This is a genomic window from Cellulosimicrobium sp. Marseille-Q4280, from assembly GCF_943181405.1.
In the GTDB taxonomy this organism is placed as follows: Bacteria; Actinomycetota; Actinomycetes; order Actinomycetales; family Cellulomonadaceae; genus Cellulosimicrobium.
In genome coordinates, this window is the sequence record NZ_CALPBY010000003.1 from 365,481 (window position 1) to 386,991 (window position 21,511).

At 74.3% G+C, this 21,511-nt stretch carries 16 protein-coding genes; 3 read left to right on the plus strand and 13 right to left on the minus strand.

From position 1 onward, the window contains the following. Positions 1–43 precede the first annotated feature (43 nt). From holA to NFS20_RS09935, 4 genes are all read right to left on the minus strand, one after another. Positions 44–1,051 (minus strand): DNA polymerase III subunit delta, encoded by a 1,008-nt coding sequence (gene holA, locus NFS20_RS09920; protein ID WP_251151604.1) that lies wholly within the window; start codon positions 1,049–1,051, stop codon positions 44–46. A 55-nt stretch (positions 1,052–1,106) separates the two neighbouring features. Continuing rightward, a complete protein-coding gene (locus NFS20_RS09925) occupies positions 1,107–3,713 on the minus strand; it encodes a ComEC/Rec2 family competence protein (protein WP_251151605.1) in 2,607 nt (868 codons plus the stop codon). Beyond that, positions 3,710–4,954, minus strand: a complete 1,245-nt coding sequence (locus NFS20_RS09930) for a ComEA family DNA-binding protein (protein ID WP_251151606.1) — start codon at positions 4,952–4,954, stop codon at positions 3,710–3,712. The genes NFS20_RS09925 and NFS20_RS09930 overlap by 4 nt, the downstream gene beginning before the upstream one ends. Positions 4,955–5,063: 109 nt before the next feature. Further along, entirely contained in the window at positions 5,064–5,912 is an 849-nt protein-coding gene (locus NFS20_RS09935) for a DegV family protein (RefSeq protein ID WP_251151607.1), read from the minus strand. 85 nt (positions 5,913–5,997) lie between these two features. Here NFS20_RS09935 and NFS20_RS09940 point away from each other — a divergent pair, with 85 nt between their 5' ends. After that, the gene (locus tag NFS20_RS09940; RefSeq protein WP_251151608.1) at positions 5,998–7,929 is read left to right on the plus strand and encodes a helicase HerA-like domain-containing protein; all 1,932 of its coding nucleotides are present in this window, start codon (positions 5,998–6,000) and stop codon (positions 7,927–7,929) included. 73 nt (positions 7,930–8,002) lie between these two features. Here NFS20_RS09940 and leuS read toward each other — a convergent pair whose 3' ends face one another. Continuing rightward, on the minus strand, positions 8,003–11,014 hold the full coding sequence (gene leuS, locus NFS20_RS09945; protein ID WP_251151609.1) for a leucine--tRNA ligase: 3,012 nt from the start codon (positions 11,012–11,014) through the stop codon (positions 8,003–8,005). A gap of 74 nt (positions 11,015–11,088) precedes the next feature. On the opposite strand from leuS, the gene NFS20_RS09950 reads away from it, so the two are divergent. Then, positions 11,089–11,529, plus strand: a complete 441-nt coding sequence (locus NFS20_RS09950; RefSeq protein WP_251151610.1) for a YbjQ family protein — start codon at positions 11,089–11,091, stop codon at positions 11,527–11,529. A 58-nt stretch (positions 11,530–11,587) separates the two neighbouring features. Here NFS20_RS09950 and NFS20_RS09955 read toward each other — a convergent pair whose 3' ends face one another. From NFS20_RS09955 to NFS20_RS09985, 6 genes are all read right to left on the minus strand, one after another. Further along, on the minus strand, positions 11,588–12,247 hold the full coding sequence (locus NFS20_RS09955) for a vitamin K epoxide reductase family protein (protein ID WP_251151611.1): 660 nt from the start codon (positions 12,245–12,247) through the stop codon (positions 11,588–11,590). 217 nt (positions 12,248–12,464) lie between these two features. After that, positions 12,465–13,682 (minus strand): MFS transporter, encoded by a 1,218-nt coding sequence (locus NFS20_RS09960; protein ID WP_251151612.1) that lies wholly within the window; start codon positions 13,680–13,682, stop codon positions 12,465–12,467. A 97-nt stretch (positions 13,683–13,779) separates the two neighbouring features. Next, positions 13,780–14,484 carry a metal-dependent transcriptional regulator gene (locus NFS20_RS09965; RefSeq protein WP_285821120.1) on the minus strand — a complete coding sequence of 235 codons (705 nt, stop codon included), beginning with the start codon at positions 14,482–14,484 and terminating at the stop codon, positions 13,780–13,782. Between the two features lie 33 nt (positions 14,485–14,517). Further along, positions 14,518–15,219, minus strand: a complete 702-nt coding sequence (locus tag NFS20_RS09975) for a YceI family protein (protein ID WP_251151613.1) — start codon at positions 15,217–15,219, stop codon at positions 14,518–14,520. Positions 15,220–15,277: 58 nt separating this feature from the next. Continuing rightward, positions 15,278–17,113 (minus strand): metallophosphoesterase family protein, encoded by a 1,836-nt coding sequence (locus NFS20_RS09980; protein ID WP_251151614.1) that lies wholly within the window; start codon positions 17,111–17,113, stop codon positions 15,278–15,280. Between the two features lie 52 nt (positions 17,114–17,165). Then, entirely contained in the window at positions 17,166–18,614 is a 1,449-nt protein-coding gene (locus tag NFS20_RS09985; RefSeq protein WP_251151615.1) for an MFS transporter, read from the minus strand. A 327-nt stretch (positions 18,615–18,941) separates the two neighbouring features. Here NFS20_RS09985 and NFS20_RS09990 point away from each other — a divergent pair, with 327 nt between their 5' ends. Next, on the plus strand, positions 18,942–19,613 hold the full coding sequence (locus NFS20_RS09990; RefSeq protein WP_251151616.1) for a TetR/AcrR family transcriptional regulator: 672 nt from the start codon (positions 18,942–18,944) through the stop codon (positions 19,611–19,613). A 56-nt stretch (positions 19,614–19,669) separates the two neighbouring features. On the opposite strand, the gene NFS20_RS09995 is transcribed toward NFS20_RS09990, so the two are convergent. Together NFS20_RS09995 and NFS20_RS10000 are read right to left on the minus strand one after the other, a co-directional pair. Next, entirely contained in the window at positions 19,670–20,656 is a 987-nt protein-coding gene (locus NFS20_RS09995; RefSeq protein ID WP_251151617.1) for a hypothetical protein, read from the minus strand. Beyond that, complete coding sequence (locus NFS20_RS10000) at positions 20,653–21,429, minus strand: hypothetical protein (RefSeq protein ID WP_251151618.1); 777 nt, start codon at positions 21,427–21,429, stop codon at positions 20,653–20,655. The genes NFS20_RS09995 and NFS20_RS10000 overlap by 4 nt, the downstream gene beginning before the upstream one ends. Positions 21,430–21,511 lie beyond the last annotated feature (82 nt).

Below are 21,511 nucleotides of genomic sequence, written 5' to 3' on the forward strand. Positions count from 1 at the left end.
ACCCGTCCGGGTCGGCGCCCCTCGCGCATGCCCGGTCGACGGCTCAGCGCCCGCGTGACCCGGCGATCGTCAGGACCGCGCGCTCGACCGCGAACACCGGGTCCCGTCCCGCGCCCTTGACCTCGGCATCGGCCTGCGCGACGGCGCTGATCGCCGTCGCGAGCCCTTCCGGAGACCACCCGGTGAGCTCGCGCTTCGCGCGGTCGACCTGCCAGGGCGCCATGCCCAGGTCCTTCGCGGACGCGCCGCCCCGGCCCCGCATCGCGCCGACCTTCGCGAGCGCGCGGAGCTTCATCGCGAGCGCGGCCACGAGCGGCACCGGGTCCGCGCCCGTCGCGAGCGCGTGCCGGAGCAGCGCGACGGCCTCTCCCGCGTTGCCGGCGACGGCGGCGTCGGCCACGCGGAAGCCCGTCGCCTCGACGCGCCCGCCGTAGTAGCGGTCGACGACCTGCTCCGTGACGGTGCCGTCGGTGTCGGTGACGAGCTGGGCGCACGCCGCCGCGAGCTCGCGCAGGTCGTTGCCGAGCGCCTCGACCAGGGCACGGACCCCCGTGCCGTCGATGCGACGACGAGCACGACGGAACTCCGCGGTGACGAACGCGGCCTTGTCCGCGTCCTTCTTGATCGCCTCGACGACGACGACGGGAGCGCCGCTCGCGCGGATCGCGTCGAGCATGCGCTTGCCGCGCACACCACCACCGTGCACGACGACGACCGTCGTCGCCGGGTCGGCGACCGGGACGTACGCGACGACGTCGGTGACCAGCGCGTCGGTCGCGCCCTCCGCCCCGCGCACGACGACGACCTTCGCCTCGCCGAACAGCGACGGGCTCGCCGCGACCGTGAGCATCCCCGGCTGGTACGTCGCCGCCTCGAGCTCGACCTTCTCCACCTCGGGGTCGCGCTCGCGCGCGAGGTCGAGCACCGCGTCCACGGCCCGCTCCGCGAGCAACGACTCCGGCCCCTGCACCAGCACGACCGGCGCGAGCCGCACGTCGTCCCCCACGGTCGCGGCGGACGGGCGGGCGGAGGACCGGGACGGCGCGGGCATGCGCCAAGCCTGCCACGACCCACCCACCCGGCACCCGACCGGCACCGAGACCGGCTCAGCCGCAGCCCGCCGCACCGAGCACGCCGTCGCGCACGACGAGGGCGAACGTGCCGCACGTGTCGGTGCGCAGGACTGCTGCCCCGGTGCCGCGGTAGAGGTCCAGCGCACGGTCGGTCGGGTGCCCGTAGGTGTTCTCCCCCGAGCTGACGAGCGCGACCGCCGGGGAGAGTCGCGCGGCGAGCCGCTCCGACTGCGTCCGCGAGCCGTGGTGGGCCATCTTCACGACGTCGACCGCGGCGTCGTCCCGGTGCTCGAGCACTCTCGCGAGCGACTCCTGGCCCGCGTCCTCCAGGTCGCCCAGCGCGATGACCTCCACCCCGTGCACCTCGGCGAGGAGGACGACGCTCGCATCGTTCGCACCCCCCTCCGCCTCCACGCCCGCCTCCTCGGCACCGCTCGCCCCGCCGTCCGACGCGCCGACCGAGGTCTCGCCACCCACGCCTTCACCGCCGGTCCCCGCACCGGCCTGGAGCACCTCCCACCGCACCCCGTCCTGCCCGCCCGCGCGAGCGGTGTCCCCCGGGTGCGCGACCTCGACGGGCACGCCCGCGTCCTCGAGCGCTCCCAGAGCGCTGTCCGCCTGGGCGACGGGGTCGCGCGTCCCCGTGACGAGGGCACGCTCGACCACCCGGCCTCGGAGGACCGCGTCGAGCCCACCGACGTGGTCCGCGTGGAAGTGACTGAGGACGAGCAGGTCGACGCGGTCGACCCTGAGGCCGTCGAGGCACCGGTCGGCTGCGGCGCCGGCCGGGCCGACGTCGACGACCACCGCCGACGACGGTCCGGAGCGCAGCACGAGCGCGTCGCCCTGGCCGACGTCGCAGGCCACGACGACCCAGTCGTCCGGGACCCCGTCGTCGACGACCGCGAGCTGACGCCCCACGAGGACGACGACGAGGACCACCGCGGCGATCCCTCCCAGCGCCGTGATCAGGACCGGGCGAGAAGCCCTGCGCACGGCACGCAGGTGTCCGCGCAGCCGGCTGCGCCACGGTCGGCGGCGGGCGCGGAGCAGCTCGCGCCGCTCACCGAGCCGTCGCAGGGCGCGGGAACGCAGGACCGCCGCGAGGCCGATCGCCGTGAGGGCGGCGAGGAGCAGCAGCCCGCCGACACCGCCGGGCCACGGCAGGCGTGCCCCCGGGAGCCCGGCGAAGACCTCCGCCACGCCCGCGATCCAGCCGGTGAAGATCCCCGCGAGGGCGGCGACGGCGGTCGCCGCCGCCGGCCAGACCGGTGCCAGGAGCGTCGCGACGACACCGAGCACCGTCGCCGGACCGAGCGCCGGCGCGGCGACGAGGTTCGCCGGCACGGAGTACACGCTCACCGACGGCTCCAGCAGCACGAGGATCGGGGCGCACGCGACCTGGGCCGCGACCGGGACGGCGACGACGTGCGCCGCCGTGCGCCCGCACCACGGCGCGATCGTGCGAGCGAGGGGCGTCGTACCGAGCGCGAGGCCGGCGGTCGCCGCCACCGAGAGCACGAAGCCGTAGGACCGCGCGAGCCACGGGTCGAGCACGAGCAGCACCACGACGGCGGCCCCGAGCGCCGCGACCGCCCGCGACGGGCGACCCAGCAGGACGCCGGTCAGGCCGACGACACCCATGCCGGCCGCGCGCAGCACGCTCGGCTCCGGGTGGACGAGCACGACGAACCCGGCCATGGCGGCGCCCGTCACGAGGACGCGCACCGTGCGCGAGACACGCAGCGCGACGCAGAGCGCGGCGACGCACGCGACGATGATCGCGAAGTGGCCGCCCGACACCGCGGTGACGTGCGTGAGGGACGTCGTGCGCATCGCCTCGTCGAGCTCCGGGTCGAGGCGCGACGTGTCGCCGACCGCGACGCCGGGAACCAGACCGCGTGCCTGCGGGGAGAGCCCGGCGGTGGCGTCGAGAAGGCCCTGCCGCATCGAGTGCACCGCACGCAGCGGCGCCGAGGCCGGTTCCAGCACGTGCGGGGCCTCGTCGACGCGGAGGAACGTGCGGTCGCCGTCGACGGACAGCGTGCCGACGGCCTCGACCGTGGCCCCGTAGGCGAGGTCGTCCCACGAGCTGCCGCCTCCCGCGACCACGAGAGGGCCCGACGCGGGGGTCGTGACGCCTCGTGCCGTGAGCCGGACCGCCTCGACCCGGACCTCGCGGCGGTCCTCCTCCCCCGTCCACGGGTTCGTCCGCGGGACGACCGCCGAGCGCACGGTCGCCGTGACGCGCGCCGTGGCTCCGTCCTGCGCGAGGTCGGCGAGGCCCGAACCGGCCCGCTCGACCAGCTGGGCACCGCACGAGAGCAGCACCGCCGTCACGCAGGCGAGGACGAGCACCACCTGCCCCACGACCCCGGCGCGACGCACCGGTCCGCACGTGCGCCCGCCCGGTCTCGTCGATCGTCGCTCGGTCGCGGTGCCGACACAGTGCGTGCCGTCCGACGGCGACGTCGTCCTCCGGGTGACGACGGCGCGGCCGACGACGGCGAGGCACGTCAGACCGAGGGCCGCCGCACCGAGGACCGCCGCGCCCAGGACGGCACCCGGCGCGCCTCCGACGCCGACCACGGCCGCCGTCCACGCCGCGAGCGCCGCCGGGGCGAGCCGCAGGTCCGTCACACGCGGACGAGGTCGCGCAGGTCGGTGAGGGTCGCGGGCCCGATCCCGCTGACCTCCCCGAGCTCGTCGACCGACGTGAAGCGGCCGTTGGCGTCGCGCCATGCCACGATGCGCTCCGCGAGCACCGGACCGATACCCGGAAGTCCGTCGAGGGTCGCCGCATCGGCGGTGTTGAGGTCGACGGGTCCTGCCGCCGTCCCGGTGGCCGACCCTGGCGCCGTCGTCCCGGCCGCCGTCCCCGGGGCGGGCGGCGCGACGGCGACCGCCTCGCCCGGGCGCGGCACGACGATCTGCTCGCCGTCGACGACGGTCCGTGCGAGGTTGAGCGCGGTGAGGTCGGCGTCCGGCGACGCCCCGCCCGCCGCCGTGAGCGCATCCGCGACGCGTGCGCCCACAGGCACGCTCACGAGGCCGGGTGCCGCGACCTGACCGACGACGTGCACGACGACGGCCGCCGCGCTCGCGGACGACGGGTCCGCGGCCGACGACGTACCCGGTCCCGCGTCCGTGGTGCCGCCGTGCGCGGCCCCCGCGATGTTGCCGTGCGCGCCGACCGCGGCGTCCGTCGTCGACCCGGTGCCCGCCTCGCCCGAGTGCTCATCGACCTCCGGCGTCGGACCCTCATCGACCTGGGCGAGCGCCGCCACCGGCTCGGGTCGCAGGGTGAGCGCTGCCGTCACCCCGCCGAGCACGAGGACGAGCAGGGAGCCGGCGACGGCGACACGTACCGCGACACCGGTGCGCAGCCGTCGGGCGCCGGGCTCCACGGCCTCGTCGGACGTGTCGAGCGCGGCGAACCCCGAGTGCGTCGTCGGGTGTCCGTGCGCCGCGGCGTACGCGTGCGCGACGGTCGTCGCGGCCCGCCTCCGGGCCCGCAGCCCGAGCGCGTCGGCCGCAGATCGGTCATCGCCCTCCCTGGCGAGGTCGGGCAGCGGGTCGTCCTGCCTCTCGGCCCGGCTCGCGGCCCCGTCCCCGGTCCCGGTCCCGGTCCCGGCCAGAGCATCAGGCCGAGCCGGGAGCCACCCGTTCGGCCCCGGCTCGGTCGCGACACGGGGTCGCTCCGGCTCCTCTCCCCGGACCATCTCGACGGCCTCGGTGGCCGGGTGCCAGGCGAGCGCCGGCCGGGCTCCGCCGGCCACCGCACGCAGCCGCTGTCGCACGACCACGTCGCTGCGGCGCGGCGCCCGGGCGACCGGCGACCGGGACGGGGGAGGCTGCGGAGCGTGGCGAGGCGACGTCATGGCCGCACGCTAGGAGTCTTCCTCCGGACCGCGCGGCTCGTCGGGGCACGGCTGTGGACGGGACCGCGCGTCGTCGGGCCTGTGCACGGCCAGGACGCCCGGCCGGGATCTACCGCGCCAGGTCCGCGACGACGACCGCCAGGACGCCCGGGCCCACGTGGGCGCCGAGGACCGCGCTCACCGGCGTCACCGTGACGTCGAGGCCCGTCCGCGCCGTGAGCTCGGACGCGAGGCGCCGCGCGCCGTCGTCGTCGCCCACGTGGTGCACGGCGAGCACCGGCGCGTGCCGACGGCCCGCCGACTCCACGGCGACGGTCGTCAGACGTTCGACGGCTGCCGCCTTCGTCCGGACCTTCTGGACGACCTCGATCCGTCCGTCCCGCACGGCGAGCAGCGGTCGGACCCCGAGCACCGTGCCGAGCGCCGCCGACGCCGCGCTCAGCCGGCCCCCGCGCCGCAGGTGGTCGAGCGAGTCGACGAGGAAGACGGCGCGACTCGTGTCCGCGACCGCGAGGGCCCGGCGGGCGACGGTGTCCACGTCTGCGCCCTCGAGCGCCACCTCCGACGCCGCCGTCGCGGCGAAGCCGAGCCCCATCGCCACCGTGCGCGAGTCGACGACCCGCACGGGGACCGGTGCGTCGGCTGCCGCGATCGCCGCGGCGTGGACGGTCCCCGACAGCTCGCCCGACAGGTGGACGGACACGATCGCGCGTGCGCCGGCGTCGACCGCCGCCGCGTAGGCGTCGGCGAACGCGCGCGGCGAGGGCTGCGACGTCGTGACCCGGCGTCCCGCGGCGAGGTGGGCGGCGACGTCGTCGGCGGTGATGTCCACGCCTTCGAGGGACGACTCGTCGTCGACCACGACGTGCAGCGGCACCGAGTGCAGGCGCGGCGAGCCGTCGCTCGGCAGGGACGCCGTCGAGTCGGTGACGACGTGGACGTGGTGGTCGTGGGTCATGGCCGCGCCACCCTACGGCGTCGGGCGGGGCCCACGCATCCTCGGCCCGGCTGCGGCACGCCGCTGCCGAACCTACGATCCGAGCATGCCCGACGACGCCGCCAGGACCGACCAGGAGCTCGCCGCCCTGCGCGCGGCCGCCGCACAGGCTGCCGCCGAGGCCGCCGAGGCGCGCGCCGCCGCGGCCCAGGCCGCGCTGGAGGCGGCCGAGGCCGCTGCCGGCCGGACGGCCGGTCCCGGGGTCCCGACGACCGGCGACGCGCAGACACCGGCGTCGCCGACCACGAGCACCGGGACGCAAGGACGTGCGTCGGCGACGACCGGGAACGAGGAGGCCGCGACGTCGGGCCCGAGCACGCTCGGCGGCTACGCCGCAGAGGTGGCCGCGGGGTACGCCTACGAGGGCGGCACGCTGCCGCTCGGGGCGCTGCTCGACGGCGAGCCCGGCGGCGACCCGGTGCCGCGCGCGGACGTCCAGGTCGGGTTCGCGCTCGGGATGCTCAACCGGCACGGGCTCGTCGCGGGCGCGACCGGCACCGGCAAGACGAAGACCCTCCAGGGGATGGCCGAAGGGCTCTCCGCGGCGGGCGTCCCGGTGTTCCTCGCTGACGTCAAGGGCGACCTGTCTGGCCTCACGCAGCCCGGGGCGTCGAACGAGAAGATCGTCGAGCGGTCACGCTCGATCGGGCAGGACTGGTCGCCCACCGCGTTCCCCGTCGAGCTGTACACGCTCGGCGGGCTGGGGACGGGAGTGCCGATCCGCACGACGGTCACGGACTTCGGGCCGCTCCTGCTGTCGAAGGTCCTCGGGCTCAACGAGACCCAGGAGTCCAGCCTCGGGCTCGTGTTCCACTGGGCCGACCAGCAAGGGCTCGCGCTGCTCGACCTCAAGGACCTGCAGTCCACCATCGCGTACCTCACGTCGGACGAGGGCAAGGCCGAGCTCAAGGGCATCGGCGGCGTCTCCGCCGCGACCGCCGGGGTGATCCTGCGGGAGATCGTCGCGCTCCAGGCGCAGGGCGCCGACGTGTTCTTCGGCGAGCCGGCGTTCGCGACGTCGGACCTGCTGCGCACCGCACCCGACGGTCGGGGCGTGGTCTCGGCGCTCGAGCTCCCCGCCGTGCAGGACCGGCCGACGCTGTTCTCGACGTTCCTCATGTGGCTCCTCGCCGACCTGTTCCAGGAGCTGCCGGAGGTCGGCGACGTCGACAGGCCGCGGCTCGTGTTCTTCTTCGACGAGGCCCACCTGCTGTTCACGGGTGCGTCGAAGGAGTTCCTCCAGCAGGTCGTGCAGACCGTCCGGCTGATCCGGTCCAAGGGCGTCGGCGTGTTCTTCGTGACGCAGAGCCCGAAGGACGTGCCCGCCGACGTGCTCGCACAGCTCGGCAACCGCGTGCAGCACGCGCTGCGCGCGTTCACGCCCGACGACGCCTCCGCCCTGCGCGCCGCCGCGCGGACCTTCCCCCGCTCGCCGTACGACCTCGAGCGCCTCCTGCAGTCGCTCGGCACCGGCGAGGCCGTGGTCACGGTGCTCAGCGAGGACGGCGCGCCGACGCCGGTCGCATGGACCCGCGTCCGGGCGCCGCAGTCGTCGATGGACCCGGCACCGCCGGACGTGCTCGAGGCGATCGTCGCCGCGTCGCCGGCGCAGGCGCGCTACGGGACGTCGGTCGACGCCGAGTCCGCGTTCGAGCTGCTGCAGGTGCGCGTCCAGGAGCAGGCGGCTGCGCGCGCCGCCGCGGAGGCCGCCGAGGCGGAGGCTGCGACGCAGGAGAGGGCCGCGAAGCAGGCGGCCAAGGAGGCCGAGCGCACCGCGCGGAAGGAGCAGGCGGAGCTCGAGAAGATGCGCGCGGAGCTCGAGCGCGACGCCGAGAAGGCCCGCACGGGAGGGACGACGACACGGTCTCGCGCGGGCGGCTCGCGGTCGACGAGCCCGCTCGACTCCTTCCTGCGGTCCGCCGGAACCCAGCTCGGTCGCGAGCTCACCCGGACCATCTTCGGGACCCGCCGTCGCTGACGCGCCGCACCCCTGAGTGCTGGGCATGTGTCGTTCCGGTCGCCTTCTGACGACACATACCCAGCACTCAGCGTCAGACGACGATGTTGACCAGCTTCGGGGCGCGGACGATGACCTTGCGGACCTCGGCGCCGTCGATCGCGCGCACGACGTTCGGCTCGGCGAGCGCGGCGGCCTGCAGGTCCTCGTCGGAGATCGACGGCGGGACCTCGAGCCGGCCGCGGACCTTGCCCTTGACCTGCACGACGCACGTGACGGTGTCCTCGACGAGGTACTGAGGGTCGGCCGTCGGGAACGGCGCGTGCGCGAGCGAGCTGTCGTGGCCGAGGCGCTCCCAGAGCTCCTCCGCGAGGTGCGGCGCGACGGGCGCCGTCATGAGCACGAGCGGCTCGACGGCCTTGCGTGGCACGCGGTCGAGCGACGTGAGGTGGTTGTTGAGCGTGATGAGCTTCGCGATCGCCGTGTTGGGGCGCATGTGCTCCATCTCGACGCGCACGTCCGCGATCGCGCGGTGCACCGCGCGCAGAGTGGCGGGCTCGGCAGGTTCGTCAGTCACCGTCACCTCGCCCGTCTCCTCGGACACGACGTTGCGCCACAACCGCTGCAGGAAGCGCTGCGACCCGACGACGGCGCGCGTCTCCCACGGGCGCGACAGGTCGAGTGGACCCATCGACATCTCGTAGACGCGGAACGTGTCGGCGCCGTACTCGGCGTACATGTCGTCGGGCGTGACGACGTTCTTGAGCGACTTGCCCATCTTGCCGTACTCGCGCTGCACGACCTCGCCGTTCCAGCGGTACACGACCTCGCCCGAGCCGTCCGCCGCGGGCTCCTCGACGACCTCGCCCGCCGGGACGTACTGGCCGCGCGCGTCGGTGAACGCGTACGCCTGCACGTAGCCCTGGTTGAAGAGCTGGTGGAACGGCTCGACGCTCGACACGTGCCCCAGGTCGTAGAGGACCTTGTGCCAGAAGCGCGCGTAGAGCAGGTGCAGCACGGCGTGCTCGACGCCGCCGACGTACAGGTCGACGCCGCCCGCACGACCCGCGGACGCGTTGTGCTCGGGCCCCATCCAGTAGCGCTCGAGCTCGGGGTCGACCACCGTCACGTCGCCGCCCGGCGCGCCCGACGGCTCGTCGCGCGACCCCGACCACGACGGGTCGAGGTAGCGCAGGTAGTACCAGCACGAACCCGCCCAGTTGGGCATCGTGTTGGTGTCGCGACGGTACTGCTGCGGCCCGTCCCCGAGGTCGAGCGTGACGTTCACCCAGTCGTCGTTGCGGCCGAGCGGTGCCTCGGGCGAGGAGTCCGCGTCGTCCGGCTCGAACGTGCGCGGCGCGTAGTCCGGCACGTCGGGCAGGTCGACGGGCAGCATCGCGTCCGGGATCGCGACCGGCTGGTCGTTGGCGTCCCACACGATCGGGAACGGCTCGCCCCAGTACCGCTGGCGGCTGAACAGCCAGTCGCGCAGGCGGTAGGTCGTGGTGCCCTCGCCGAGCCCCTTGGCGACGAGCCACCCGGTGATCGTCCGCTTGGCGGTGGGCACGTCGAGCCCGTCGAGCGACACCTCGTCGTTCGACGACGCGACGATCTCGCCGTCGCCCGTCCACGCGCCCGTGAAGCCCTCGGGGAACCCACCGGCGGGCCGGACCGTGTGCACGACCGGGAGCCCGAACGCCTCCGCGAACGCGAAGTCCCGCTCGTCGCCGCCGGGGACCGCCATGATCGCCCCGGTGCCGTAGCCCATGAGGACGTAGTCCGCGGTGAAGACGGGGATCGTCGCACCGTTCACCGGGTTGACCGCGAGGTGACCGGTGAACACGCCGGTCTTCTTCCCGGCGTCGGCCTGACGCTCGACCGCGGTCTTCGCGGCGGCCTCGCGCCGGTACGCGGCGACGGCCTCGACCGGCGAGCGGTGCCCGCCCGTCCACGCCGACGACGTCCCGTCGGGCCAGTGCGCGGGCACCTCGTCGAGCAGCGGGTGCTCGGGCGAGACGACCATGAACGTCGCCCCGAACAGGGTGTCCGGGCGGGTCGTGAAGACCTCGACCTGCGAGCCCGACTCCGCCGCGGCGTCGTTGGCGCCGTCCGCGCTGCCGAGCACGGTGAAGCGCACCAGCGCGCCCTCGCTGCGGCCGATCCAGTTGCGCTGCATCGCCGTGACCTTCTCGGGCCAGTCGATGAGGTCGAGGTCGTCGGCCAGGCGGTCCGCGTACGCGGTGATGCGCATCTTCCACTGGCGCAGGCTGCGCTGGAAGACCGGGAAGTTGCCGCGCTCCGAACGCCCGTCGGCCGTGACCTCCTCGTTCGCGAGGACGGTCCCGAGGCCCGGCGCCCAGTTCACGGGCGACTCGTCGACGTACGCGAGGCGCTGCGGGTCGATCACCGCGCGGCGCTGCACGTCCGACAGCGCCGACCAGTCCGCCCCCTCCTCGACGCCGTCGATCCCGCCGGGCACGCGCCGCGACCCGTCGGCGTACTGCGCCTCCAGCTCGGCGATGCGACGCGCGCGCCCACGACCTCCGTCAGGACGCTTCGCCTCGGGGTCGTACCAGGAGTCGAAGATCTGCAGGAAGATCCACTGCGTCCAGCGCACGTACTCGGGGTCGATCGTCGCGAACGAGCGGCGCGAGTCGTGCGCGAGGCCCAGGCGCCGCAGCTGGCGGCGCATGTTGACGATGTTCGCCTCGGTCGTCGTGCGGGGGTGCTGACCCGTCTGCACGGCGTACTGCTCCGCGGGCAGGCCGAACGCGTCGTAGCCCAGCGCGTGCAGCACGTTGTCGCCGCACATGCGTCGGAAGCGCCCGACGACGTCGGTCGCGATGTACCCGAGCGGGTGCCCGACGTGCAGGCCCGCGCCCGACGGGTACGGGAACATGTCCATGATGAAGTACGGGCTCGCGCCGTCGGGCCCGTCCCCCTCGCCGTCGGTGAGCCCACCCGTCGGGTTCGCGGCGAAGAACGTCCCGCGCTGCTCCCACAGCTCCTGCCACTTGAGCTCGATCTGCTCCGCGAGCGCCGGGGTGTACCGGAAGGCGGGCTGGCCGGAGGCGTGCGTGATCTCGGTGGTGTCAGGGGTGGTCACGCGGCCGATTCTACCGACCGTCCGCAGGCCCGACGGCGGCCCCCCGGCCGGCTGCACCGTGGCAGGATGTGCGCGTGATCGTGGTGACGACCAACGAGGTCCCCGGGTACCGCATCGACGCCGTCCTCGGCGAGGTGATGGGCATGACCGTGCGCAGCGCCAACATCGGCGCCAACTTCGTCGCGGGGTTCCGCGCCATCGGCGGCGGGGAGGTCAAGGAGTACACGCAGCTCGTGTACGAGTCGCGCCAGGAGGTCATGCACCGCATGGTCCAGGAGGCGCAGCGGCGGGGCGCGAACGCCGTCGTCGGGATGCGGTTCGACACGGGCGAGATCGCCCAGTCGTTCTCCGAGGTGTGCGCGTACGGGACCGCCGTCGTCGTCTCGCCGATCCCGGCGGGCCAGCCTGGCGCGACGTCGCAGTCCGCCCACCAGGCGTCGACCGCGCCGGCCCCCGCGTACGGCAGCCAGGGCGGGCCGCAGGACAGCGCCCCGGACCAGCCGGCCTGGCGCTGACGACCCACGGTCCGGCGTCGGGCACGACCGCCCGCCGTCCGGCCGCGCGCCTGACGGCTCAGAAGCTCGTGAGGATGTACTGGCCCATGACCAGGAAGACCCACGCGATCAGCGCGACGTAGCCGATCGCGAGGAACAGGTGCCGGTTGCCCACGACGGTCCGCCGCACGCCGTCGCTCGCGGGCAGGAAGCCCTCCTGCACCGCGTGGACCACCTGGTACCAGAACAGCGGCAGGACCACGGCCCAGACGACCATGCACCACGGGCACAGGCGCACGAGCGCGTACAGGCTCGTCCAGACGAGGAAGACGACGAGCGCGAGGGCGAGCGTCGTGGCACCGAGCAGCGACAGCCAGTACCAGCGCGGGAGCCGTGCCCCCGTGAGGACGACGACGCCCGTCGTGACGACGACCGAGAAGCCCGCGATGCCGAGCAACGGGTTCGGGAAGCCGAGCAACGACCCCTGCCACGACCCCATCGCCGGACCGCAGTCGACGAACACGCTGAGCGTGCACGACAGGGCGTGGTCGGGGTCGACCAGCGTCAGGTAGCGCTCGACGGTCAGATCGGCCGACGCGAGGAGGCCGATCGCGCCGAGGACGACGAGCAACCAGCCCAGCGTCCGCGCGCTCATCGGGCGCGGTCCGCCGGGGAGCGGCTGGTCGAGCTCGTCGGGACCGGACTCGTCCGTCGCGTCGACAGGGGCGCTCTTGCTCACGGGGACTCTCCTCGTGGGTCGCCGGCTCGCGCCGGACCGTCGTGGTCGCGCCGACGGCGCGGTGGGGCACAACCTATCGCGACTCGCTGGGACGCGGCTGTGAGCGGTGCGACGACGTCGCCGTCCGGTCCGGCCGGAACGGCCGGCCGACCGGGTACCACCTCGGCCACCCAGGTACTACCTCGGTGTACCCGGGTACTACCTCGGCGACCGGGTACTACCTCGGCGAGGCGGTGGCCTCGGGCGCGCGGACGGCGTCGGGCAGGGTGGCGACGACGACGCCGGCGGGGCGCCTCCCGACGAGCAGGATGATCGCGAGACCGGCGAGCGTGAGCGCCACGCCCGTCCACGCGGGGGCGAGGTAGCCCCAGCCCGCCGCGATGACGAGGCCGCCGAGGAACGCGCCGTTGGCGTTGCCGACGTTGAGCGCCGAGTGGCACAGCGCCGCGCCGAGCGACGGGGCGGACGGCGAGAGGTCCATGAGCCGCGTCTGGAGCGAGAGCCCGAGCACCTGGGAGGTGATGCCCAGCAGGAAGAGCGCGAGGACGGCGGGGACGGGGTGCTCGCCGGTGAGCGCGAAGAGCACGAGCGCCGCCGCCGTCGACACGAACCCGAGGTACACCGTGCGCATCACCGAACGGTCGGCGAGGCGGCCGCCGAGCAGCGTCCCGACCGTCATCCCGACGCCGAAGACCGCGAGGACGATCGGGACCGCGCCCGTCGCGAGACCCGTCACCCGGGTGATCGTCGGCTCGACGTACGAGTAGACGGCGAACATGCCGCCGAACCCGATCGACGCGGCGACGAAGCCGATCCACAACGGCCCGTTGCGCAACGCCGCGAGCTCACGGCGCGCGCTCGACGCCTCGTGACCCGCGCCGGCGGGGACGAGCCGCCAGAGGGCGACGAGCGTGGCCAGGCCCAGCGCCCCGACCAGCACGAACGCGGCGCGCCACCCGAGCTGCTGGCCGACGTACGTCGACAGCGGCACGCCGACGACGTTCGCGACCGTGAGTCCCGTCATCATCATCGCCACCGCGTGGCCGCGTCGGCCCGGACCCACGACCGCCGCGCCGACGGCCGCACCCACGCCGAAGAACGCGCCGTGCGGCAGCCCGGCGAGGAACCGTCCGGCGACGAGCGTCTCGATGCTCCCCGCCGTCGCCGAGAGCACGTTGGCGACCGCGTAGAAGCCCATGAGCGCCAGGAGCAGGGTCTTGCGGGGCATGCGGGCCGCCAGGACCGTGAGGACGGGTGCCCCGACGACGACGCCGACGGCGTAGGCCGTGATCGCGTGCCCGGCCGTGGGGATCGACACGTCGAGGTCGGTCGCGATGTCCGAGAGCAGGCCCATCGTGGCGAACTCGGTGGTGCCGATGGTGAAGCCGCCGAGGGCGAGCGCGAGGAGCGCGGGCCCGGTCCGCGGTGCGGTCATGGTTCTCCTGGGGTCGTCGAGGTGGTCACGGTGCGGTCGAATCGATTCGACCTCGGTCGGCGACGTCGGCGACGAGAAGGAGGGTGTGGGCGTCAGTCTAGGCGGAGACCGCTGCGTCGTGCACGACCCACACGTGCTCGGCCGCGCGCAGACCGAGCTGGGACGGGGCCGTCGTCCCGTTCCCGGCGCCCGACCAGGCGACCGTCAGGGTCCCCGCGTACTCGCGCCGCTCGGTGACGGCGACGCGCGTGTCCAGCCCGACGCCCAGCTCGGCGAGGTAGCGCAGCACGTCCGGGTCGGCGTCGGAGATCCGCACCACGACGCCCTCGTCGCCCACGACCAGCTCCGCGAGCGGGACGGCGGGCGGGCGCACGACCACGCCGTCGGCGCTGGGGATCGGGTCGCCGTGCGGGTCTCGCGTGGGCCGGCCGAGGCGGGCGTCGATGCGCTCGACCAGGAGGTCCGAGACGGCGTGCTCGAGCACCTCGGCCTCGTCGTGGACCTCGTCCCACCCGTACCCGAGCTCGGAGACGAGATACGTCTCGAGGAGCCGGTGCCGACGCACCATCGCGAGGGCCAGCAGGCGGCCACGCTCGGTGAGCGCGATCGCCCCGTAGGGCGCGTGCTCGAGCAGCCCCTGGGCGCTGAGCCGTCGCACGGTCTCCGAGACGGTCGACGCCCCGACGCCCATGCGCTCGGCGAGCAGCTTGGTGGTCACGCGCTCGTCCGACCACTCCTGCGCGGACCAGACGACCTTGAGGTAGTCCTGGGCCACGGGCGTGAGGTCGTCGGGGCGGTCCACGCGACCACCCTAGGCCACGGCGACCGGCAGCGGTCAGCCCGGCGTGCGGGACAGGAGGAGCCGGACCTCGACGGTGCCCTCGTCGCGCACCTCGACCGGCGCGAGCTGCGGTGCACCGATCCCGTAGTCGGAGAACCGGACGGCGATCGCGCCGTCGACCTGCAGTCCCTCGCCCGAGCGCTGGACCTCGAGAGCCACCGTCACCGGCTCGGTGACGTCCCGCAGGGTCAGGGTGCCGCTCGCCTCGAGGAGCACGGGCCCGGTCGCGTCCTCCACCGCGGCGACGTCGAGGGGCGTCGTGAGGGCGAACACCGACGTCGGGTAGACGTCGACCTCGAGCACGCGCCGCAGGAGCGCGTCCTCGACCATGTCCCCGGTCGTGATCGTCGCGGTCGCGACCTCGACGCGCGACGTCGTCGCCTCGCCCGACAGGACCTCCACCGACCCCGTCACGTCCTGCGTGCTGCCCACGACCGTCGCCTCGTCCCGCGGGACGCCGAGACGCTCCGCACGGAACCCGGCCGCCGAGCCAGGGCCCACTACCCAGCGCCCGTCGACGTCGAACGGCCCCGGGGCGGGCGACTCGACGGCGGGCGAGGTCTCCCCCGGCGTCTGGAGGCCGAGCGGCGGCGGCGTGCGGCCCTCGGTGAGCTCGCTGTAGACGAACGGGGCGAGCAGGAGCACGACGAGCGCGAGGACGACACCGACGACGACCCAGCGCGTGGACCTGCTCATGAGCCCCATCCTGCCGCGCCTCGCACGGGCCCGACGCCAGCGACGCGCACGTCCGGTCTCACTCCTCCTCGGTCGTGGCCGGGTCCGCGGGGGCGGGCCACGCGAGGCGAGGCCAGACCGTCGCCGACGCGTCCGTGCCGACCTGCACGAGCTGCCAGTCGAGGATCCGGCGCTGCTGCGGGTCGAACCGGAGCACCGTCATCTCCGCGGTGCCCTTGAGCGGCCCGACGCGCAGCTGGTCCTTCACCGCACCGGCGGTGCTCCCGCTCACGTACCGCACCCCGCCGCCCATCCGCTCCGGCCCGGACCGCGTGTGCATGTGCCCGGAGACCTGGTTCGGCACGCAGCCCGACTCGATCGCGTCGTTGCCCATGCGCGGCGTGTGGATCATGAGCAGGTCGATGCCGTCGCCGTCCTCCTGCTCGGCGCACGCCGTCTCCGCGAGCCGTGCCGCGTACTCCTCGGGCGTCTCCTCGCGCGCGGGCTGCGCCGCGGCGGCGAGCCGGGTCTCGAGCGGGTCGCGGTCCCCGAGGATGCGGATGCCCTCGACCTCGACGACCTCGCCGTCGAGCACGACCTGACCGTGGCCGCGCTCCTGCGCGGACGTCTCGACGCTGTCGTGGTTGCCGTCCGCGACGACCGTCGTCACGCCGTCCGGGATCGCGCCCGCGAAGGCGTCGACGCAGAACGACTCCACCGCGGTCCCGTTCATCGTCGTGTCCCCGGCGTTGAGCACGACGCTCGCACCCGAGCCCTCGACGACCGTGCGGATCAGCGGCGCCATCCCGACGTTGCAGTGCAGGTCGGCGATGACGACGAGGGTGACGAGGTCCTCCTCGGCCGCCGGCTCCGGCGACGTCGTCGTCCCCTCCGACGGCGCGTCGTCGGCAGTGGCGTCCTCGGCCGGGGCGTCGTCGGGCGCGGCGTCGTCGGGCGCGGCGTCGTCGGCCGGCCCGGACGACCCGGCGTCGGACGACGCACCCTCCTCGCCGTCCGGGTCGGACGTCGCGCCGGTCCCGCCGTCGGTCGGCTCTCCGTCGGTTGGCTCGTCGTCCGGCGCGAGCGTCGAGGCGGCCCTCTCGTCGTCCGCCCGCGCGCTGCGCTCGGCCGCGGCGGCGTTGAGCCGCTGGATGGACTGGCGCCGGTCCCAGGCGGTGACGAGGTTGTCGTTCGCCTCGGCGTAGAAGTCCTCGTTCTCGCGGTAGAAGTCGAGGACGAGCGAGCCGTAGGTGTCGACCACGCCGGCGAGGCGACCGGTGATGCGCGCGCCCTCGAGCGGCGTGCCCGCGAACACGGCGGAGGCGGGTTGACCCTCTCGGCGCGACGACGCGGGGTCGCTCGACGAGAGGGACGCCGCGACGAGCCCCACGAGCACGACGCTCGCCGTGATCTCGAACGTGCGCGGCGCGGTGACCGCCGTGAGCTCCCGACGCCGCGCCGCGCCGAGCAGCGCGTACAGTCCCGCGCCGCCCGCGGCCACGACGAGGATCGCGAAGCCGGTGCGGCGCAGGGCGTCCACGACGAGCGCACGCGCGACCGAGCCGATCGTCTCCTGGGGCCCGCCGAAGAACCGCAGGTAGTCCTCGAGGTCCTGCGACAGCCCTTCGAGCGTGTCGGCCTGCCCGACGGCGGTGAGGTCCGCCGGGATCTCCTGGACCGTCACGTCGGCGCCGAGGCCGAGCGGCAGCGGCGACTCGATCTGCAGCGTCCCCAGCGGCCCGAGGTCGACGACGACGAGGCCGTCGGTCGTGACCTCGTACGTCGCCTCGTGGGGGCCGAGGCTGCGCTCGGCGGTCGCCGTCGTGACCCCCCACACGACGCACGGCACGAGGGCGGCGAGGATGCCCAGGGTCCAGCGGACCCAGCGGGGCGGGGTGCGGTGCGGGGTGCTCATCACCGCCCAGCCTCCCGGATCCGGCGCCGCCTCGCCAACGCGTCCTGCCGGATCAGGCGCGCGCGCCGCGCAACGTGACGAGCGCCACGCCGGACGCGACGAGCATGAGCACGACCCCGATGAGCGACGTCACGCCGACGCCGCTGCCGAACGCGGCGTGCGCCGAGTCGAGCAGCGCCTGCGCCTGCGCGGCGGGCAGCGTCCCGGCGACCTGGGTCGCTCCTCCGAGCGTCTCCGCCGCCGCGGTGGCGTCCGCCGCGGGCACTCCCGCGGGGACGACGACGTTCGCGTGGTACGACGCGGTGAGGATGCTGCCGAGCACCGCCGTGCCCAGCACGGCCCCGACCTCGTAGGCCGTCTCGGAGATCGCGGACGCCGCGCCCGCCTTCTCGGCGGGCACCGAGGACACGATGAGGTCGTTGGACACGGTCTCGGCCGCGCCGACGCCGAAGGACAGCACGACGAAGGCGACGACGAGCACCGCGAGCGTGCTCTCCCCCGCCCCCGCCGCGACGATCGCGTAGCCCGCCGCGGAGAACAGCAGCGCGACGGCGACGACCCGGGCCGGGCGCACGCGCCGCACGACCTTCACCACGCCGAGCCCGGCGACGACCATGAGCACGAGCCCCGGCAGGAGCGCGATCCCCGCCTGCATGGGCGACAGCCCGAGGACGAGCTGCACGTCCTGCGACACGAAGAACAGGAACCCGACGAGCGAGAACACGGAGAGCAGGTTGACCAGCACCGCACCGCTGAAGGCCGCCCGCGTGAAGAGCCGGACGTCGAGCATCGGGTCGGGGCGGCGCAGCTGGCGTCGCACGAACAGCGCGCCGGCCACGAGCCCGACGGCGACGCTCGCCAGGGCGAGCGTGCTCACCCCGGACTTCGCGAGGGTCTTGATCCCGTAGACGACCGGGGTCATCGTCGTCATGACGAGGAGGATCGACCACACGTCCACGCGGCCCGGCGCGGGGTCGCGCGACTCGGGCACGAAGAGCGGCGCGAGGACGAGCAGCAGGACGAGCACCGGGACGGCCAGGAGGAAGACCGAGCCCCACCAGAAGTGCTCGAGGAGGAACCCGCCGACGATCGGGCCCAGCGCCGAGCCCGCGGCGAAGCCCGCCGCCCAGATCGCGATGGCGAGGCGGCGCTCCTCACGGTCGGTGAAGACGTTGCGCAGGAGCGAGAGCGTCGACGGCATGAGCATCGCGCCGAAGAACCCGAGCCCGGCACGTGTCGCGACGAGCGCCTCCGCGCTCGGCGCATAGGCCGCGACGACGGACACCGCGGCGAAGCCCACCGCACCGGCGAGCAGGAGACGACGTCGACCGATGCGGTCGGCGAACGAGCCCATCGGCACGAGCAGACCGGCAAGCACGAGCGGGTAGATGTCGATGATCCACAGCAGCTGCGTCCCCGTGGGGCGCAGCGCCTCGGAGATCTGGGGCAGCGCGAAGCTGAGCACCGTGTTGTCGATCGACACGAGCAGCACGGGGAGCATGAGCACCGCGAGCGCGAGCCACCGGCGTGCCGCGCCGGGCGCGGGGCGGCGGGGGCGTCCGGGCGGATCGCGGGGCGGTTGAGCTGGGTCGCCGTCACGACGAGGTCCTTCCACGACAGCGGACGGCCGGGGCGACGCGGTGGCGCCGAACTTCCGAACCGTCCAGACGGTACAGTAACGCGAACGGACCGAGCCGGTCATCCCGTACGCGCTGTGACGCTCCGCACCACGCGCTCCGTGACGCCACAGGCTCGGCGACGCCACACGCTCGGCGACGCCCACGCTCGGCAACGCTGCCGGCGTCCGGCCGCGACTACCCTCGACGACATGCCGCCGCCTCCCGCCGCCCGCCCCAAGGTCCTGCGAGCGTTCGCCGCACTCCTCGTCGAGCACGGCGAGCGCGCCGCGACGCTCGAGGCCGTGGCCGAGCGCGCCGGGGTCTCCAAGGGCGGCCTGCTCTACCACTTCGGGTCGAAGGACGCGCTCGTCGACGGTCTGGTCGACCACCTGCGCGAGCTCACGGCCGCCGACGTCGCGGTGATGCGCGCTGCACCCGCCGGACCGGTCGACTACCTGCTGCGCACGTCGACCGTCGTCGACGGGGAGTTCGAGCTCGTGTACCTCGCCGTCTCACGGCTCGCGCAGGGCGCCTACCCGCGCGCCCGCGAAGCGCTGGACGGCGCCCACGACGCCTGGACGCGCGCCGTCCTCGACGAGGTCGGCGACCCCGTCGTCGCGCGCGCGATCGTGCTCATCAGCGACGGGCTCTACGCCCACGCGGCCTTCGACGGCGCCGTCCTGGACCCCGGCGCGCCCGACGACGACCCCTCGCCGGGCAGCCCGGCACCGGACGTCCCGGTACCGGGCGGGTCAGCACCGGGCCCCCCGACGTCGGGCGGCGGCGACGCGGACGGACTCGCCTTCCGCGCGCCGCGCCGGGGCGACGACGTGGACGACCTGCTCGCGCTCGTCACCCAGATCGTCGCGATGCGTCGCTGACACCCCCGGCGCGCCCCACCGTGGGAGCGCGCCGGAGCTCGGTGGTCTTCGACCCCTCAGCCCCCGACCCACGCGGTGACGACGCGCTCCCTCGTCACGACCTGGCCATCCACCTCGGTGGCGAAGCTGACCGCGACCGGAACGCCCTGGAACTCTGACAACCGGACGGCAAACGACTGGTAAGCGCTCGCCCCAGGGGCGACGTCCTGGAACGTGCGGCCGCCGAACGGCGTCGTCACCGTGATGTCGGCAGCGGTGTCGTCCTCGTTGAGCACCCGGACCGCGACGTACGGGTTGCCGGCGAGCCAGCGCTCGCGGGTTTCGACGCTGAAGTGCGGGCCCGGGTCGTCGGCGCACGGGTCTGCGGTGGGCGCATCCTCGACGTGGGCGCGGTAGACGCGCGAGTACCTGTTGTCGTTGCTCGCCACGCTGGCGTAGAGGACGAGGTCGACGTCCGTGAGACGCCATTCCGGGTCGTGGGTCGGGGAGATCGTGCCGTCGTCGTGGTGCACGAACCCGGGCCACCGCTCGCGGGTCGTCCACGGGTGCCCGAACCCGGGGTCTCCGTGGACGACGTCGTATCCTCCACCAGGACCCTGCCACTCGATGTAGAAGGTCGAGTTTCTCTCGGTCGCCCCGGCGGGCGGTGTCACGGAGATGTCGACGGACGGCACACCGTCGTCGCAGACCGGCTCGACGGTCAGGACTTCCAGTTCGCACTCCGGACGGACGACCACGAACCAGTCCAGCCGGACCTGGTCCTCGCGCACAGGGCCCCCGTCGAGGACGGGTCTCCACTGCTCGAGCTCTGCCCAGGACGGGAAGACATGGTCGGGCGCGGCGGTCGCCACGATCCCCTCGGGCGTGCGCGTGTACGAGATCGCCTCCGTGTCCGCAGGCAGGAGCACGTCGTCGGGCGTCGCGTCGCACGCGGTGAGCGTCGCCGGTGTCTCGGGCACCACCGTGCCGGGCTCCGTCCAGCACTCGAGAGAGGTCCCGGACTCGACGCGGTCGAACGCGTCGTCGGCGGCGTCGAGCGTCACCGTCCAGTCGTGCGTGGTGCTGTCGTCGAGCGGCCACGAACCCCAGAAGTAGCCCCACTCGTCGGCGCTCCCCTCCCCACGGTCTCACCGGCGACGGTCACCACGACCGCCGTACCGGCCGGGTAGCCGCTCACGTTCACCGAGAGCTGGTCGCAGTACGCGTTCACCTCCACCCGCAGGTTCGGATCGACGTCGCAGGGCTCGGTCACCCCCTCCCAGGAGAGGTCCAGCGCGTCGTCCGAAGCGTCCAGCGTGACGGACCAGGTGTGCGCGACCGTCCAGTCGAGCGGCCAGACGTTCCAGTAGTTGCCGTCGACCGGGTCGTCCGCGACGGTCTCCCCGTCGACCGAGACCAGGACCCGCGATCCCTCGGGGTAGGACGACACGTTCGCGGAGATCTCCCCGCATGTCGCCGAGGCGTCGGCGTACCGGTACGGGTCGGTGTCGCACGGCGTCGTCGTGCCGCCGTCCGAGAAGTCCCCGTCGGCGCCGTCGGGCGCATCGACGACGACGCTCCATTCGTGCGGCGTCGACCAGTCGACCTCGTACCAGGAAGAGAACCACCCGTCCTCGATGGTCGCGTCTTCGACGGTGGTCCCGTCGATCACGATCGACACAGTGGTGCCGGCCGGGTACTCCTGAAAACTGACGTAGACGGTGGAGCAGGAGATCTGGATCTCCTGCGTGGCTGCGGAGGCGGGGGCCGCGGTGGCGACGCCCAGCCCCGCGAGGGCCAGCACCGTCCCGACGGTGCTGGCGATGAGCTTCTTCACTCGGTTCGTGGTCCTTCGCGAGAGGACGGCGCGGGCCGTCGTGGGACTGACCCGCGCATTCAACCAGACACCGGACGCTCTG

Bases quoted from the DNA above. Each gene is read 5' to 3' on its own strand.
- holA (WP_251151604.1), bottom strand. From the start codon at position 1,051: ATGCCCGCGCCGTCCCGGTCCTCCGCCCGCCCGTCCGCCGCGACCGTG.
- NFS20_RS09930 (WP_251151606.1), bottom strand. From the start codon at position 4,954: ATGACGTCGCCTCGCCACGCTCCGCAGCCTCCCCCGTCCCGGTCGCCG.
- NFS20_RS09935 (WP_251151607.1), bottom strand. From the start codon at position 5,912: ATGACCCACGACCACCACGTCCACGTCGTCACCGACTCGACGGCGTCC.
- NFS20_RS09940 (WP_251151608.1), top strand. From the start codon at position 5,998: ATGCCCGACGACGCCGCCAGGACCGACCAGGAGCTCGCCGCCCTGCGC.
- NFS20_RS09960 (WP_251151612.1), bottom strand. From the start codon at position 13,682: ATGACCGCACCGCGGACCGGGCCCGCGCTCCTCGCGCTCGCCCTCGGC.
- NFS20_RS09975 (WP_251151613.1), bottom strand. From the start codon at position 15,219: ATGAGCAGGTCCACGCGCTGGGTCGTCGTCGGTGTCGTCCTCGCGCTC.
- NFS20_RS09980 (WP_251151614.1), bottom strand. From the start codon at position 17,113: ATGAGCACCCCGCACCGCACCCCGCCCCGCTGGGTCCGCTGGACCCTG.
- NFS20_RS09985 (WP_251151615.1), bottom strand. From the start codon at position 18,614: ATGCTCCCCGTGCTGCTCGTGTCGATCGACAACACGGTGCTCAGCTTC.
- NFS20_RS09990 (WP_251151616.1), top strand. From the start codon at position 18,942: ATGCCGCCGCCTCCCGCCGCCCGCCCCAAGGTCCTGCGAGCGTTCGCC.